The sequence below is a fragment of the Leclercia adecarboxylata genome (assembly GCF_023639785.1).
Lineage (GTDB): Bacteria > Pseudomonadota > Gammaproteobacteria > Enterobacterales > Enterobacteriaceae > Enterobacter > Enterobacter adecarboxylatus_D.
The window spans coordinates 3843718-3859812 of sequence record NZ_CP098325.1 but is presented as its reverse complement, the minus strand read 5'-3'; the positions used below and the strand labels follow the sequence as shown (position 1 = coordinate 3859812).

At 56.3% G+C, this 16095-nt stretch carries 16 protein-coding genes and 1 other RNA gene; 13 read left to right on the top strand and 4 right to left on the bottom strand.

Features of this window, described 5'->3' with window-relative positions:
* Window positions 1-2: 2 nt before the first annotated feature.
* The 5 genes from pgk to NB069_RS18160 all read left to right on the top strand — a co-directional run bounded on the left by pgk (window position 3) and on the right by NB069_RS18160 (window position 5033).
* Window positions 3-1166 carry a phosphoglycerate kinase gene (gene pgk / locus NB069_RS18180; RefSeq protein ID WP_250585819.1) on the top strand — a complete coding sequence of 388 codons (1164 nt, stop codon included), beginning with the start codon at window positions 3-5 and terminating at the stop codon, window positions 1164-1166.
* 89 nt (window positions 1167-1255) lie between these two features.
* A complete protein-coding gene (gene fbaA / locus NB069_RS18175; protein WP_250585817.1) occupies window positions 1256-2335 on the top strand; it encodes a class II fructose-bisphosphate aldolase in 1080 nt (359 codons plus the stop codon).
* A gap of 186 nt (window positions 2336-2521) precedes the next feature.
* The gene (locus NB069_RS18170; protein ID WP_250585815.1) at window positions 2522-3379 is read left to right on the top strand and encodes a small-conductance mechanosensitive channel MscS; all 858 of its coding nucleotides are present in this window, start codon (window positions 2522-2524) and stop codon (window positions 3377-3379) included.
* Between the two features lie 140 nt (window positions 3380-3519).
* Window positions 3520-4155, top strand: a complete 636-nt coding sequence (gene argO, locus NB069_RS18165) for an arginine exporter ArgO (protein ID WP_250585812.1) — start codon at window positions 3520-3522, stop codon at window positions 4153-4155.
* A gap of 125 nt (window positions 4156-4280) precedes the next feature.
* Window positions 4281-5033: an oxidative stress defense protein gene (locus NB069_RS18160; protein WP_434543630.1), complete on the top strand. Its 753-nt coding sequence runs from the start codon at window positions 4281-4283 to the stop codon at window positions 5031-5033.
* A gap of 59 nt (window positions 5034-5092) precedes the next feature.
* On the opposite strand, the gene argP is transcribed toward NB069_RS18160, so the two are convergent.
* Window positions 5093-5986 carry a DNA-binding transcriptional regulator ArgP gene (argP, locus tag NB069_RS18155; RefSeq protein WP_039029817.1) on the bottom strand — a complete coding sequence of 298 codons (894 nt, stop codon included), beginning with the start codon at window positions 5984-5986 and terminating at the stop codon, window positions 5093-5095.
* Between the two features lie 150 nt (window positions 5987-6136).
* Between argP and rpiA the strand changes: the two genes are divergently transcribed.
* The gene (gene rpiA, locus NB069_RS18150) at window positions 6137-6796 is read left to right on the top strand and encodes a ribose-5-phosphate isomerase RpiA (protein ID WP_039030111.1); all 660 of its coding nucleotides are present in this window, start codon (window positions 6137-6139) and stop codon (window positions 6794-6796) included.
* A gap of 267 nt (window positions 6797-7063) precedes the next feature.
* A complete protein-coding gene (gene serA / locus NB069_RS18145) occupies window positions 7064-8296 on the top strand; it encodes a phosphoglycerate dehydrogenase (RefSeq protein WP_039029818.1) in 1233 nt (410 codons plus the stop codon).
* Window positions 8297-8387: 91 nt separating this feature from the next.
* Here the strand turns inward: serA and NB069_RS18140 are convergent, their stop codons facing one another.
* The 3 genes from NB069_RS18140 to zapA all read right to left on the bottom strand — a co-directional run bounded on the left by NB069_RS18140 (window position 8388) and on the right by zapA (window position 9567).
* Window positions 8388-8987: a 5-formyltetrahydrofolate cyclo-ligase gene (locus NB069_RS18140; RefSeq protein WP_250585808.1), complete on the bottom strand. Its 600-nt coding sequence runs from the start codon at window positions 8985-8987 to the stop codon at window positions 8388-8390.
* A gap of 25 nt (window positions 8988-9012) precedes the next feature.
* Window positions 9013-9196: non-coding RNA, 6S RNA (gene ssrS / locus NB069_RS18135), on the bottom strand.
* A gap of 41 nt (window positions 9197-9237) precedes the next feature.
* Window positions 9238-9567, bottom strand: a complete 330-nt coding sequence (zapA, locus tag NB069_RS18130) for a cell division protein ZapA (RefSeq protein ID WP_039029820.1) — start codon at window positions 9565-9567, stop codon at window positions 9238-9240.
* Window positions 9568-9734: 167 nt separating this feature from the next.
* Between zapA and NB069_RS18125 the strand changes: the two genes are divergently transcribed.
* The 6 genes from NB069_RS18125 to gcvH all read left to right on the top strand — a co-directional run bounded on the left by NB069_RS18125 (window position 9735) and on the right by gcvH (window position 15975).
* Window positions 9735-10313: a YecA family protein gene (locus tag NB069_RS18125; protein ID WP_250585806.1), complete on the top strand. Its 579-nt coding sequence runs from the start codon at window positions 9735-9737 to the stop codon at window positions 10311-10313.
* Between the two features lie 21 nt (window positions 10314-10334).
* Window positions 10335-11648 (top strand): Xaa-Pro aminopeptidase, encoded by a 1314-nt coding sequence (pepP, locus tag NB069_RS18120; protein ID WP_250585804.1) that lies wholly within the window; start codon window positions 10335-10337, stop codon window positions 11646-11648.
* Window positions 11645-12823 (top strand): 2-octaprenyl-6-methoxyphenyl hydroxylase, encoded by a 1179-nt coding sequence (gene ubiH, locus NB069_RS18115; protein ID WP_250585802.1) that lies wholly within the window; start codon window positions 11645-11647, stop codon window positions 12821-12823. The genes pepP and ubiH overlap by 4 nt, the downstream gene beginning before the upstream one ends.
* A 12-nt stretch (window positions 12824-12835) precedes the next feature.
* Window positions 12836-14038: an FAD-dependent 2-octaprenylphenol hydroxylase gene (gene ubiI / locus NB069_RS18110; RefSeq protein WP_250585800.1), complete on the top strand. Its 1203-nt coding sequence runs from the start codon at window positions 12836-12838 to the stop codon at window positions 14036-14038.
* 429 nt (window positions 14039-14467) lie between these two features.
* Window positions 14468-15562, top strand: a complete 1095-nt coding sequence (gcvT, locus tag NB069_RS18105) for a glycine cleavage system aminomethyltransferase GcvT (protein WP_250585798.1) — start codon at window positions 14468-14470, stop codon at window positions 15560-15562.
* A gap of 23 nt (window positions 15563-15585) precedes the next feature.
* Complete coding sequence (gcvH, locus tag NB069_RS18100) at window positions 15586-15975, top strand: glycine cleavage system protein GcvH (RefSeq protein WP_039029826.1); 390 nt, start codon at window positions 15586-15588, stop codon at window positions 15973-15975.
* The last annotated feature ends 120 nt before the right edge of the window (window positions 15976-16095 follow it).

The window sequence follows — 16095 nt, the reverse complement described above, 5'->3', positions numbered from 1 at the left end:
CCATGTCTGTAATTAAGATGACCGATCTGGATCTGGCAGGTAAACGCGTTTTCATCCGTGCGGATCTGAACGTACCGGTTAAAGATGGTAAAGTGACCAGCGACGCGCGTATCCGTGCTTCTCTGCCAACCATCGAACTGGCACTGAAGCAGGGTGCGAAAGTGATGGTAACCTCCCACCTGGGTCGTCCGACTGAAGGCGAGTACAACGAAGAGTTCTCTCTGCTGCCGGTTGTTAATTACCTGAAAGACAAACTGTCCAGCCCGGTACGTCTGGTTAAAGACTACCTGGACGGCGTTGAAGTTGCTGAAGGTGAACTGGTTGTTCTGGAAAACGTTCGCTTCAACAAAGGCGAGAAGAAAGACGACGAAACCCTGTCCAAAAAATACGCGGCACTGTGCGACGTATTCGTAATGGATGCATTCGGTACCGCTCACCGCGCGCAGGCTTCTACTCACGGTATCGGCAAATTTGCTGACGTTGCTTGTGCAGGTCCACTGCTGGCAGACGAACTGGAAGCACTGGGTAAAGCACTGAAAGAACCAGCTCGTCCAATGGTGGCTATCGTTGGTGGTTCTAAAGTTTCTACCAAACTGACCGTTCTGGACTCTCTGTCCAAAATCGCTGACCAGCTGATCGTCGGCGGAGGTATCGCCAACACCTTCGTTGCAGCCCAGGGCCACAACGTGGGTAAATCCCTGTACGAAGCAGACCTGGTTGATGAAGCAAAACGCCTGCTGACCACCTGTGATATCCCGGTTCCAACTGACGTTCGCGTAGCGACCGAGTTCTCTGAATCCGCAACCGCAGAGCTGAAATCTGTTACTGACATCAAAAATGATGAGCAGATTCTGGACCTGGGCGACGCTTCTGCAGAGAAACTGGCTGAAATCCTGAAGAATGCGAAAACCATTCTGTGGAACGGTCCGGTTGGCGTGTTCGAATTCCCGAACTTCCGTAAAGGTACTGAAATCGTGGCTAACGCGATTGCAGACAGCGAAGCATTCTCCATTGCTGGCGGCGGTGATACCCTGGCAGCAATCGATCTGTTCGGTATTTCCGACAAGATCTCCTACATCTCCACTGGCGGCGGCGCATTCCTCGAATTCGTGGAAGGCAAAGTTCTGCCAGCAGTAGCCATGCTCGAAGAGCGCGCTAAGAAGTAAGCCATTTTAGGGCAGGGAAACCTGCCCAATTTTCAGCGCGCTTTTAAGAGCTCGCCCCTTTCCAAGGCCGAAGATACAGGACTCGCAACATGTCTAAAATTTTTGATTTCGTAAAACCTGGCGTGATCACTGGTGATGACGTTCAGAAGGTGTTCCAGGTAGCTAAAGAAAACAACTTTGCTTTGCCAGCTGTTAACTGCGTCGGTACCGACTCTATCAACGCCGTACTGGAAGCCGCAGCAAAAGTTAAAGCGCCAGTAATCGTTCAGTTCTCCAACGGCGGCGCTGCGTTCATCGCAGGTAAAGGCGTGAAAACTGACGTTCCTCAGGGCGCGGCAATCCTGGGCGCAATCTCTGGCGCACATCACGTTCACCAGATGGCTGAGCACTACGGTGTTCCGGTTATCCTGCACACTGACCACTGCGCCAAGAAACTGCTGCCATGGATCGACGGTCTGCTGGACGCGGGCGAGAAACACTTCGCTGCAACCGGTAAGCCACTGTTCTCTTCTCACATGATCGACCTGTCTGAAGAGTCTCTGGAAGAGAACATCGAAATCTGCTCCAAATACCTGGCGCGCATGGCCAAAATGGACATGACCCTGGAAATCGAACTGGGTTGCACCGGTGGCGAAGAAGACGGCGTGGACAACAGCCACATGGACGCTTCTGCTCTGTACACTCAGCCAGAAGACGTTGATTACGCTTACACCGAGCTGAGCAAAATCAGCCCACGTTTCACCATCGCTGCCTCCTTCGGTAACGTACACGGCGTGTACAAGCCAGGTAACGTGGTTCTGACCCCAACCATCCTGCGTGATTCTCAGGAATATGTTTCCAAGAAACACAACCTGCCGCACAACAGCCTGAACTTCGTCTTCCACGGCGGTTCCGGTTCTTCTGCTCAGGAAATCAAAGACTCCGTAAGCTACGGCGTAATCAAAATGAACATCGATACCGACACCCAATGGGCAACCTGGGACGGTATCCTGCAGTACTACAAAACTAACGAAGCTTACCTGCAGGGCCAGCTGGGCAACCCGAAAGGCGAAGACCAGCCGAACAAAAAATACTACGATCCACGCGTATGGCTGCGCGCAGCGCAGTCTTCCATGGTGACCCGTCTGGAGCAGGCATTCAAAGAGCTGAACGCGGTTGACGTTCTGTAATTTGAGCTGCTGACAGCATCAGAAGCCCGCGTTAATCGCGGGCTTTTTTTATGTCTTTTCAACTGGCTATCCTGCCTGTTTTTGTGATCTGTTTGGCAAAACCCCCGCTTTTGTTTACCCTTTACTAACCTGCCTGCCTCGACGGGGGATGCATTTTTATGGTCTGGTTTAGATAAGGAATATTGAATGGAAGATCTCGGTGTTGTAGATAGCATCAATAACGCGGGCTCCTGGCTGGTGCGTAACCAGGCGTTGCTGTTGAGTTACGCGGTAAACATTGTGGCGGCCATCGCCATTATCATCATCGGTATGATTGTTGCGCGCATCATCTCTAATGCGGTTAACCGCGTGATGCGGGCGCGCCATATCGACGCCACGGTAGCAGACTTTCTCTCGGCCCTGGTGCGCTACGGCATCATTGCTTTTACCCTGATCGCGGCGCTTGGGCGCGTCGGGGTACAGACCGCGTCGGTGATCGCCGTGCTCGGTGCCGCCGGTCTGGCTATTGGCCTGGCCTTGCAGGGCTCGCTGTCGAACCTGGCCGCCGGGGTGCTGTTAGTAACCTTCCGTCCATTCCGCTCGGGCGAATATGTGGATCTGGGCGGTGTGGCCGGTACCGTGCTGCAGGTGCAGATCTTCTCTACCACCTTGCGCACCGTTGACGGCCGTATCGTGGTGATCCCGAACGGGAAAATCATCGCCAACAATATCATCAACTTCTCTCGTGAACCTGTGCGTCGTAATGAGTTCATTATTGGCGTCGCCTACGACTCGGATATCGACAAAGTGAAGCAGTTGCTCACCAACATTATCGAGTCTGACGAGCGCATTCTGAAAGATCGCGACATGACCGTGCGTCTGAACGAACTGGGTGCTTCATCCATCAACTTTGTGGTGCGCGTCTGGAGCAACAGCAGCGATTTGCAGAGCGTTTACTGGGATGTGCTGGAACGCGTGAAGCGTGACTTTGATGCCAACGGCATCAGCTTCCCGTACCCGCAGATGGACGTGAACTTCAAGCGTGTAAAAGAACCGGCGGAATAACCTTTCTGCCTAACCCGGTACGCGCAATGCGTGCCGGGTTTTATTAGCTTCACTTATTGCCAATTAATATTATCCATTTCCTCTTATTATTCTCCCGCAGTATAGTCAGCCCCTAAGACAGACTTCTGAGATTAAACTCCATGTTCTCTTTTTACATTCAAGGGCTTATGATTGGTGCAGCGATGATCCTGCCCCTCGGCCCGCAAAACGCCTTCGTCATGAATCAGGGCATTCGTCGTCAGTATCACATCATGATCGCGCTGCTCTGCGCGGTGAGCGATATGCTGCTGATCTGCGCCGGGATTTTTGGCGGCAGCGCGTTGCTGATGCAGTCCCCCTGGCTGCTGGCGCTGGTTACCTGGGGTGGCGTAGCCTTTCTGCTCTGGTATGGCTTTGGCGCGTTGAAAACGGCGATGGGCAGCAATATTGAGCTGGCAAGCGCCGAAGTGATGAAGCAGGGCCGGTGGAAAATTATCGTCACCATGCTGGCGGTGACCTGGCTTAATCCGCACGTTTATCTGGATACCTTTGTTGTGCTGGGGAGCCTGGGAGGGCAACTGGAGGCTGAGCCGAGACGCTGGTTCGCGCTGGGCACCGTAAGCGCCTCCTTCCTGTGGTTCTTCGGTCTGGCGCTGCTCGCCGCATGGCTGGCGCCGCGCCTGCGCACCGCCAAAGCCCAGCGCATTATCAACGGCCTGGTCGGCGTGGTGATGTGGTTTATTGCTTTCCAGCTGGCGAAAGAGGGGATTCATCACATCAGGGAACTATTCCTCTAGGCGTTGTCTTATGGACATTCGACCAGCAGGCGCTAAGCTTGCTGGCATGCGCCCTGTTACATGGGCAATCTTCGCAACATGGAGGAATAAAAGTGAAGTTGAATGCAATCGCCCTGGCGGCATTAATGGGTTTTGGCGCAGCATCCGTTCAGGCCAGTGAACTGCCTGACAGCCCGCACATTGTGACCTCCGGCACCGCAAGCGTGGATGCGGCACCGGATATCGCGACCTTAGCCATTGAAGTGAACGTGGCGGCAAAAGATGCGGCCACCGCCAAGAAACAGGCAGACGACCGCGTTGCGCAATATCTCTCTTTCCTGGAGCAGAACGGCGTCGGTAAAAAAGATATCAACTCCGCCAACCTGCGTACCCAACCGGACTACGACTATAAGGATGGCAAAAGCATCCTGAAAGGTTATCGTGCGGTGCGCTCCGTGGAAGTCACGGTGCGTCAGCTGGATAAGCTTAACGCCCTGCTGGACGGTGCCCTGAAAGCGGGTCTGAATGAGATCCGTTCTGTGTCACTGGGTGTTGCGCAACCTGAGAAGTATAAAGACGAAGCGCGCAAAGCGGCGATTGATGACGCCGTGCGCCAGGCGCAGCAGCTGGCCGCTGGCTTTAACAGCAAGCTGGGCCCGGTTTACAGCGTGCGTTACCACGTCTCCAACTACCAGCCGAGCCCGATGGTACGCATGATGAAAGCGGAAGCGGCGCCGGTCTCCGCGCAGGATACCTACGAGCAGCCAACGATTCAGTTCGACGATCAGGTTGATGTGGTGTTCCAGCTTGAGCCTGCCCAGGGTCAGCAGCAGAGCCAGCAGAGTCCGCAGGTGCAGGAGCAAAATCAGCAGCAGGATACGGCGACCAAAGCGCCGTAAGGGTTGTTTTGCACGACAAGACAAGGCCGGGTCAGCGTCTACGCGACCCGGCTTTTTTATTAGTCCTGGCGCAGAACCTTATGGCCGTGGGCCAGCAGCGCATCGGTAACGTTGCGCATCATGCGGCTTTCCGGCGCGAAGCGGTGCCAGTAGAGCATGCGGCGCTGGTGCAGGCCTGGCGTCAGGTCGATCAGCTCGCCGCTCTGCAGCTCTCTTTCGATCTGCAGATGCGGGATCATGCAGCAGGTTGTGCCCTGACGCGCCAGCTGCACGAAGGCTTCGGAGGAGTTAACGATATGGCAGGGAACGCTGCCGGGCGGCAGGTCGAAGTTTTGCTGTAAAAAGGCCTGATGCATGTCATCAAGATGGTCAAACGCCACGGCCGGGGCTTTAAGCAGGGCCGCACGGGTAACGCCGTTCGGGAAGTAGCGCTCAGCAAAGGCTTTAGACCCGACGAAAAGATAATCCAGCGCCCCCAGCTGATCCACCAGGCAGCTTGGCAGCGCCTGAGGCTGGATACTGACCGCACCCACCACTTCACCACGGCGCAGACGCTCCTGGGTACGGGTTTCGTCTTCAACCTGTAAGTTCAGGCGAATAGGCGAATCCGCCAGTACCGGGGCAAGGGCAGGGAGGAGCCAGGTTGCCAGACTGTCGGCGTTGACCGCAAGCGACAGCAGCAGCGGCGTGGAGCCCGTCTGTTCGTCGCCCAACCACTCATCTTCCAGCAGCTCAACCTGACGCAGCAGCGCCAGCAGTTTTTGCCCCTGTTCAGTGGGACGCGGCGGCACGGTACGAACCAGCAGCGGCTGCCCGAACATATTCTCAAGCTGTTTGATTCGTTGCGAAACGGCGGACTGGGTAATGCACAGCTTCTGTGCTGCGCGTTCGAATCCGCGTTCACGTATAACGGCATCAAGCGCCTGTAATGTTCTGTAGTCCGGACGTTTCATTGCTCTGGCTGACTCCCAAATAATTCAATACTTCGCACTATGACATAAATTTATGTTTGATACAGACGAAATTGGTGACCTCGCAGATCACATGGCGCAGGTGAATGCTCTATAATGCGCGTCACGCAAAATCACCACGGGCAAGAGATCATGACGCAGGATGAACTGAAAAAAGCAGTAGGATGGGCCGCTCTCCAGTATGTACAGCCGGGTACCATTGTCGGCGTGGGCACCGGGTCAACGGCTGCACACTTTATTGATGCGCTCGGCACGATGAAAGGCCAGATTGAGGGCGCGGTTTCCAGCTCCGATGCATCCACGGAAAAGCTGAAAAGCCTTGGCATTACGGTTTTCGATCTGAATGAAGTTGACCGTCTGGGAATTTACGTTGACGGCGCGGATGAGATCAACGGCCATATGCAGATGATCAAAGGCGGCGGCGCGGCGCTGACGCGTGAGAAGATCATCGCCTCTGTCGCAGACAAGTTTATCTGTATCGCCGATGCCTCGAAGCAGGTTGATATCCTCGGCAAATTCCCGCTGCCGGTTGAAGTGATCCCGATGGCGCGTAGCGCGGTTGCCCGCGAACTGGTCAAGCTGGGCGGACGCCCGGAATACCGTCAGGGCGTGGTGACGGACAACGGTAACGTGATCCTGGACGTGCACGGTCTGGAGATCCTCGACGCCGTGGCGCTGGAAAATGCCATCAACGGCCTGCCAGGCGTGGTAACCGTGGGGTTATTCGCCAACCGTGGCGCGGATGTCGCGCTGATTGGCACCGCCGATGGCGTCAAAACCATCGTGAAATGATCTGACGGGGGGAGCCTCCCCCCGCTGACTTTTTTTGCAAAAGCGATATTCGGTGACTTGTGTCACATTTTTAAATCTCTCCTGACGATCCTGCCGCATTCTTATTTCTCCGCAGCATTTTTCACTGCCAATTGACGCTGTATGACATTTCTTCAGAGTGCCGACGCAAACGTTCATATTGCTGCAATAGTTTTTTTTGATATGTTGGCTGGAGCGGATTCACATCCAGCACAACAACAGTTCAGACAATCAGACAGGGTCGGGGAAATGGCAAAGGTATCACTGGAGAAAGACAAAATTAAATTTCTGCTGGTCGAAGGGGTGCATCAGAAAGCACTGGATAGCCTTCGTGCGGCGGGTTACACCAACATCGAATTTCACAAAGGTGCACTGGATACCGAACAGCTGAAAGAGTCGATCCGTGATGCCCATTTCATCGGCCTGCGCTCCCGTACCCATCTGACAGAAGACGTTATTGCTGCGGCAGAAAAACTGGTGGCGATCGGCTGTTTCTGCATCGGCACCAACCAGGTTGACCTCAATGCGGCGGCGAAACGCGGTATTCCGGTATTTAACGCGCCATTCTCTAACACCCGTTCCGTGGCGGAGCTGGTCATCGGCGAACTCCTGCTGCTGCTACGCGGCATCCCTGAAGCCAACGCCAAAGCCCACCGTGGCATCTGGAACAAGCTGGCCTCCGGCTCCTTTGAAGCGCGCGGTAAAAAGCTGGGCATCATCGGCTACGGTCATATCGGTACGCAGCTGGGCATTCTCGCGGAATCTCTGGGGATGCACGTCTTCTTCTATGACATCGAAAGCAAACTGCCGTTGGGTAACGCGACTCAGGTTCAGCATCTCTCCGACCTGCTGAATATGAGCGACGTGGTGAGCCTGCACGTGCCGGAAAACGCCTCCACCAAAAACATGATGGGTGCGGAAGAGCTGGCGCTGATGAAGCCTGGCTCACTGCTGATCAACGCCGCGCGCGGTACAGTGGTGGATATCCCGGCCCTGTGTGACGCCCTGAAACGCAAACACCTGGCGGGCGCGGCCATCGACGTCTTCCCGACCGAGCCTGCGACCAACAGCGATCCGTTCACCTCCCCGCTGTGTGAGTTCGACAACGTGATCCTGACGCCACACATCGGTGGATCTACTCAGGAAGCGCAGGAAAACATCGGTCTTGAAGTGGCCGGTAAGCTGAGCAAGTACTCCGATAACGGTTCAACCCTGTCTGCGGTTAACTTCCCTGAAGTATCCCTGCCGCTGCACGGTGGGCGTCGTCTGCTGCACATCCACGAAAACCGTCCGGGCGTGCTGACCGCCATCAACCAGATCTTCGCCGAGCAGGGCGTCAACATTGCCGCCCAGTATCTGCAAACTAACGCGCAGATGGGCTATGTGGTTATCGATATTGAAGCGGATGAGGACGTTGCAGAGAAAGCGCTGCAGGGAATGAAGGCCATTCCGGGGACTATTCGCGCGCGTCTGCTTTACTAAGTTAGTGCGGTCTGATGCCCTCACCCCGTCCCTCTCCCACGGGGAGAGGGCGTAAACACTAAAAACGGTAACTGGCGTTACCGTTTTGCTTTTACCTCCACTGCCAAATCCTGGACGGGGTCACCACCGCAGGCAGCGGGATGTCCCATTTCTCCGCCGGCAACCTTTCAACGCCCTGACAATCATGGGCATAGCCTACAGGCTGTAAGCCGTACTGCTGCCAGTTTTGCAGGGTGCGATCGTAAAAACCTCCCCCCATCCCCAGGCGCTGACCGCTTTCATCAAATGCCACCAGCGGCGTCACCAGCACGTCGAGCTGATCCAGCGGCAAGACGTCACGCACGTCCAGTTTGGGTTCGGTAATTTTAAGACGATTTACCACCAGTTCGCTGTGCGGATGGTAGTGCAGAAACAGCAGATTACCCGGGCTAAAAGGGTGGAGCACCGGCAGATAGACTTTTTTCCCGGTGCGCCAGAGTTCGTCAATCAGCGGTTGGGTATCCAGTTCGCCGTCAAAGGAGAGAAACAGGGCTACGCTGTGCGCCATCACCACGGGCGGATAGGCCATCATGCGGGCCGCGGCTTGTTGCGCGAAATGGGCTTGTTGTTCAGGCGTTAAGGCTCTGCGCTGCTGACGGATAAACTGACGAATGTGTTGACGGGAAACAGGGACTTCAGGAAGTTGCGTCATGGTAGTCGCTGGGTATAAAGGTGAGGGAATCTCCGAGATGCCGCCGCAGGCTGTAACCCTTGAACCCTTGGTTCAAGGTGAATGTGTCGTCATAGTTTTAAGGCTTCTCGGACGAACCGAGCATGCTCACCAACCATGGAGCGCCACATTCTTGTGGTATGAAATATCGGCTCAGGGGACTGGCCCGCATGCGAACATCTCAGAGAAATTTTTCCTTCAGGGTCACTCTACCATAGTAGACCATGAAGTGTTATTCAAAGTTTTGCCCCGGTCTGTCTGTAATGCGACCCTGATCAAGCAATGCCTGTTCAATGGTCTGCTGGAGCATTTTAATACGTTGTTCCATGCTCGCCGCGTATTCGCGGGTCTTCGCTTTTTCCTGAGTCAGCTCATAACTGATGTTCAACGCGGCGATGAAGACCAGCTGCTCAGTATTTGTGACTCTAGTGCGTTCTTTTAAATCTTGCAACCGCTGATTCAAATCATCCGCAGCCTGATTCAAAGCATCCCTTTGTTCAGGCGGACAATTCACTCGCAGCGAACGGCCAAAAATTTGGATATCGACGGGTTGTGCAGACATGCCACCTTCCTGCTGTTTGACTGCGCTGCCTTCACACCCGATTCCGGGGGCTGCGAAGGGGCGACACTATAGCTACCCTGGTGCGCAGATACAAGCCCTATTCTGGTTCACCAGGGTCCAAAGTGGTAGCATACCATGAATATTCCTCCCAATGATGACGAATGCGCATGTCTATACAGAACGAAATGCCTGGCTACAACGACGTTAGCCAGTTACTGAACCAGCAGGGCGTAGGTTTAACCCCGGCTGAAATGCACGGTCTGATCAGCGGGATGCTGTGTGGTGGAAACAACGACAGCTCATGGCTGCCGCTGGTTCACGACCTGACGAACGAAGGTCTGGCGTTTGGTCACGATCTGGCCCAGGCGTTGCGCAGCATGCATGGCGCAATCAGCGATGCGCTGGAAGATGACGGCTTCCTTTTTCAGCTTTATCTGCCTGATGGCGATGACGTCAGCGTGTTCGATCGCGCCGATGCGCTGGCCGGGTGGGTCAACCATTACCTGTTGGGGTTGGGCGTAACGCAGCCTAAACTTGAGAAGGTGACGGGCGAAGCCGGAGAAGCTATTGACGATCTGCGCAATATTGCCCAGTTGGGCTACGACGAGGATGAGGACCAGGAAGAGCTGGAGATGTCTCTCGAAGAGATCATCGAGTATGTGCGCGTTGCCTCGCTGCTCTGCCACGATACCTTTACGCGAACCCAACCGACTGCGCCGGAAGTGCGCAAACCGACCTTACACTAATAACAACTACTGGAGGGTGTCATGACTCAGCAAGAGTATCTGCGCCGCCGTCAGGCGCTGCTGGCCACTATGCAGCCGGGAAGCGCCGCGCTGATATTTGCCGCACCGGAAGCCACGCGCAGCAACGATAGCGAATATCCGTACCGCCAGAGCAGTGATTTCTGGTACTTCACCGGCTTCAACGAGCCGGAGTCGGTACTGGTGCTGATTAAAAGTGATGACACCCACAACCACAGCGTGTTGTTTAACCGCGTCCGGGATCTGACCGCCGAGATCTGGTTTGGTCGCCGCCTGGGCCAGGATGCAGCCCCTGAAAAGCTGGGAGTGGATCGTGCGCTGGCGTTTAGCGAAATCAACGAGCAGCTCTACCAGCTGCTGAATGGCCTGGATGTGGTCTACCACGCGCAGGGTGAGTATGCCTGGGCTGACAATATCGTCTACGCCGCGCTGGATAAGCTGCGCAAAGGTTCCCGGCAAAATCTGAAAGCCCCGGCAACGCTTACCGACTGGCGTCCTGCCGTGCACGAGCTGCGCCTGTTTAAATCGGCGGAAGAGCTGGACGTGATGCGTCGCGCGGGCGAAATCAGCGCGCTGGCCCATACCCGGGCTATGCAAAAATGCCGTCCGGGAATGTTCGAATATCAGCTCGAGGGTGAAATTCACCATGAGTTCACCCGCCACGGCGCGCGCTATCCGGCCTACAACACCATTGTCGGCGGCGGGGAAAATGGCTGCATTCTGCACTACACCGAAAACGAGTCCGAACTTCGGGATGGCGAATTGGTGCTGATTGATGCCGGTTGCGAATATAAAGGCTATGCCGGGGATATCACCCGCACCTTCCCGGTGAACGGCAAATTTACTCCGGCCCAACGCGCCATCTACGACATCGTCCTGCACTCGCTGGACACCGCCCTGATGCTGTTCCGCCCCGGCACCTCCATTCAGGACGTGACCGGTGAAGTGGTGCGCATCATGATCGCAGGCCTGGTGGACCTGGGCATTCTGCATGGCGATGTCGATCAACTGATTGCCGGGAACGCCCATCGCCCCTTCTTTATGCATGGTCTGAGTCACTGGCTGGGGCTGGATGTGCATGATGTGGGCGTGTACGGCCCGGATCGTTCCCGCGTGCTGGAGCCGGGCATGGTGCTGACCGTTGAACCGGGGCTCTATATCGCCCCGGACGCCGATGTGCCCGCGGAGTATCGTGGGATCGGCATTCGTATAGAAGATGACATTGTTATCACCGAAACCGGCAACGAAAACCTGACCGCGTCGGTGGTGAAAAACGCTGACGAGATTGAGGCGCTGATGGCGGCGGCACGCCCATGAGCATCATCATCGTTGGCGGAGGCATGACGGGAGCTACGCTTGCGCTGGCGATCTCCTCCCTGACCCAGGGCAAACTGCCGGTTCATCTGGTCGAGGCCGTTGCGCCGCAGTCGACCGGTCATCCGGGATTTGACGGACGTGCTATCGCCCTGGCACAGGGCACCTGCCAGCAGCTGGCACGCAGCGGCATCTGGCAGGCAATTGCCGATTGCGCCACGGCCATCGAAACCGTGCATGTGAGCGATCGTGGCCATGCCGGGTTTGTTACCCTTGAGGCGCAGGATTACCGCATTGATGCGCTGGGACAGGTGGTTGAGCTGCACGACGTGGGCCTGCGCCTGTTCCGTCTGTTAAAAGATGCTCCGGGCGTAACCCTTCACTGTCCGGCCCGCGTGGAGCGCTTTACCCGCAGCGAACAGGCGGTGAGCGTCACGCTGGATGACGGCACGACGCTGGACGGACAATTGCTGGTAGCCGCCGACGGCTCTCGTTCGGCGCTCGGCCAGCAGTGTGGGATCCAGTGGCAACAGCAGCCGTACCATCAGCTGGCGGTGATTGCCAACGTTGCCACCGCCGAGCCGCATCGGGGGCGCGCTTTTGAACGTTTTACCCGGCATGGCCCGCTGGCTATGCTGCCGATGTCCCAGGGCCGCAGCTCGCTGGTCTGGTGTCATCCGCTGGAGAGCGCGGATGAAGTGCAGAGCTGGTCTGATGAACGCTTCTGCGCAGAGCTGCAAAAAGCCTTTGGCTGGCGGCTGGGACGTATTACCCATGCCGGTAAGAGGGCGGTTTACCCCCTGGCGCTAACCACGGCATCGCAGTGCATCTCCCATCGCGTCGCGCTGGTGGGCAATGCCGCCCAGACGTTACACCCCATCGCCGGACAGGGCTTTAATCTTGGCCTGCGCGATGTGATGACCCTTGCCGAAACGCTGGCCCAGGCGTTTGCGCAACAGCAGGATTGCGGCGCATACCCGGTCTTATGCCATTACCAGAAACGACGCCAGGCCGATAAAGAGGCCACCATCGGCATAACAGATGGGCTGGTGCATCTGTTTGCCAATCGCTGGGCACCGCTGGTGGCGGGCCGTAACGCAGGGTTGATGGCGATGGAACTATTCATTCCGGCACGTGATGTGCTGGCACAGAGGACGCTTGGTTGGGTCGCTCGCTAAGGAGTAAACAAAGTGCAGAATGTTGATGTCGCCATTGTCGGTGGCGGAATGGTAGGACTGGCGCTGGCCTGCGGCTTGCAGGGCAGCGGTCTGCGCGTGGCGGTGCTGGAACAGAAACAGCCACAGCCTGTCGCTCCCGACGCCCCGCCTGAGCTACGCGTCTCGGCGATTAACGCCGCCAGTGAAAAGCTGCTGACCCGCGTCGGCGTCTGGTCGGAAATTATCGCCCAACGCGCCAGCTGCTATCACGGGATGGAAGTGTGGGATAAAGACAGCTTCGGGCATATCGCGTTTGATGACGAGAGCATGGGTTACAGCCATCTCGGGCATATCATTGAGAATGCGGTTATTCATTATGCCCTGTGGCAGAAAGCGCAGCAGTGCAGCGATATCACGCTGATTGCACCTGCGATGCTGCAGCAGGTCGCCTGGGGAGAAAACGACGCCTTTATCACCCTGCAAAGTGGAGACATGCTCACCGCTCGTCTGGTGGTGGGGGCCGATGGCGCAAACTCCTGGCTGCGCAACAAAGCCGACATTCCGCTGACGTACTGGGACTATCGCCACCATGCGCTGGTCGCCACTATCCGCACGGCGGAACCGCATCAGGCCGTGGCCCGGCAGATCTTCCACAACGACGGCATTCTGGCCTTCCTGCCGCTCAGCGATCCGCATCTCTGCTCCATCGTCTGGTCGCTGGCCCCCGAGAAGGCTCAGCAGATGCAGGAGGCGTCAGCAGAAGAATTTAATCAGGCTTTGTGCGTGGCGTTTGATAACCGTCTGGGGCTTTGCTCCGTTGAAAGCGAACGCCAGGTTTTCCCGTTGACGGGCCGCTATGCGCGCCAGTTCGCCGCGCATCGTCTGGCGCTGGTGGGCGACGCGGCGCACACCATTCATCCGCTGGCCGGGCAGGGCGTAAACCTGGGCTTTATGGATGCCGCCGAACTGGTGGACGAACTGCGCCGACTGCACCGCGAAGGCAAGGATATTGGTCAGCACCTCTATCTGCGCCGCTACGAGCGCAGCCGCAAACACAGTGCGGCAATGATGCTGGCAGGTATGCAGGGGTTCCGCGAACTCTTCGCGGGGGCGAATCCGGCGAAAAAACTGCTGCGCGATCTTGGCCTGAAACTGGCTGATACCCTTCCGGGCGTTAAACCACAACTTCTGCGTCAGGCGATGGGTCTTAACGATCTGCCCGACTGGCTTAAGTAAACCAGACCCCCGTCACACTTTCTTCTCCCGGCCTGTGGGCCGGGAAAATCCCCTCGTTTGAAATAATCTAATTTCACCGACTTTTTCGCATTAGATTATCTAATCTGGCTGTTTTTATGTTACGGAAATTTCGCGCATTTTTCCGCAGTAAATATCAGCCTGTGCTAAATGTCAGGCTGATGACTTTGCTTTTGTGCGGAGGGTTTCGCATTTTTATAGTGAATAACTCTGTACGCTTTGTTGGCTTTTTTGACCATAAGCTAATGTGATGACCCGTTTTGCCTTATGGTTAACCACCGTTTTCGGTGGTAAGTTCAGAGGAAAGAGAACGTTTGCGTCGGCGTCCGGGAGCGATGTCGATGCCGGGTTTCGTGGTGATTTTTTACAGCATGAAACGCAAGACAGCCCAGCTCATTCAACGAGGATAAGATGGCTCAACAGACGCCTTTGTACGAACAACACACCTTATGCGGTGCACGCATGGTCGATTTCCATGGCTGGATGATGCCGCTGCATTATGGTTCGCAGATTGATGAGCATCATGCGGTGCGCACCGATGCCGGTATGTTCGACGTCTCTCACATGACCATTGTCGATCTCCACGGCAGCCGCACCCGGGAGTTTTTACGCTATCTGCTGGCAAATGACGTGGCTAAGCTCACGAAGCCGGGCAAAGCGCTCTATTCCGGCATGCTGAATGCCTCTGGCGGCGTGATTGACGACCTGATTGTCTATTACCTCTCCGAAGATTTCTTCCGCCTCGTTGTTAACTCCGCCACCCGCGAAAAAGACCTCTCCTGGATCACCCAACACGCAGAACCCTACGCTATCGAAATCACCGTGCGTGACGACCTGTCGCTGATCGCGGTGCAGGGGCCAAACGCGCAGGCAAAAGCCGCCTCCCTGTTCAGCGATGAGCAGCGTCAGGCCACCGAAGGCATGAAGCCGTTCTTTGGCGTGCAGACGGGCGATCTCTTTGTGGCGACCACCGGCTACACCGGTGAAGCGGGCTATGAAATTGCGATGCCGAATGAAAAAGCGGCCGATTTCTGGCATGCGCTGGTAGAAGCGGGCGTTAAGCCAGCGGGGCTGGGCGCGCGCGATACGCTGCGTCTGGAAGCCGGTATGAATTTATACGGTCAGGAGATGGACGAGGGCGTCTCTCCCCTGGCGGCCAATATGGGCTGGACCATCGCGTGGGAACCTGCCGATCGCGACTTTATCGGTCGTGAAGCGCTGGAAATGCAGCGTGAGAAAGGCACCGACCAGCTGGTTGGCCTGGTGATGACCGAGAAAGGCGTCCTGCGCGGCGAGCTGCCGGTACGTTTTACCGATGCGAACGGCAACCACTGCGAAGGCATTATCACCAGCGGCACCTTCTCTCCGACGCTGGGTTACAGTATTGCTCTGGCGCGCGTGCCGGCGGGGATTGGCGAGACTGCCGTGGTGCAGATCCGCAACCGCGAAATGCCGGTCCGCGTGACTAAACCGATTTTTGTTCGCGCCGGTAAACCGGTCGCCTAATTATTTTTATCAGGAGAAATTCAATGAGCAATGTGCCAGCAGAACTGAAATACAGCAAAGAACACGAGTGGCTGCGCAAAGAAGCCGACGGCACCTACACCGTTGGGATCACCGAACATGCTCAGGAGCTGTTAGGTGACATGGTGTTTGTGGATCTGCCAGAAGTGGGCGCGACCGTCACCGCAGGCGACGACTGCGCGGTAGCGGAGTCGGTAAAAGCTGCTTCTGACATCTATGCGCCAGTGGGCGGCGAAATCGTGGCGGTTAACGACGCGCTGAGCGACTCCCCTGAGCTGGTCAACAGCGAGCCTTACGGCGAAGGCTGGATCTTCAAAATCAAAGCCAGCGATGAAGCGGAAGTTGCCGCTCTGCTGGATGCCACCGCGTACGAAGCCTTACTGGAAGACGAATAATGTTGTGCCGGATGGCGCTGCGCTTATCCGGCCTACATAACAACGTAGGCCCGGTAAGCGCTAGCGCCACCGGGCAACAGAGTTACAGACAACTACGATTCACTGCACGTTTCAGGAACC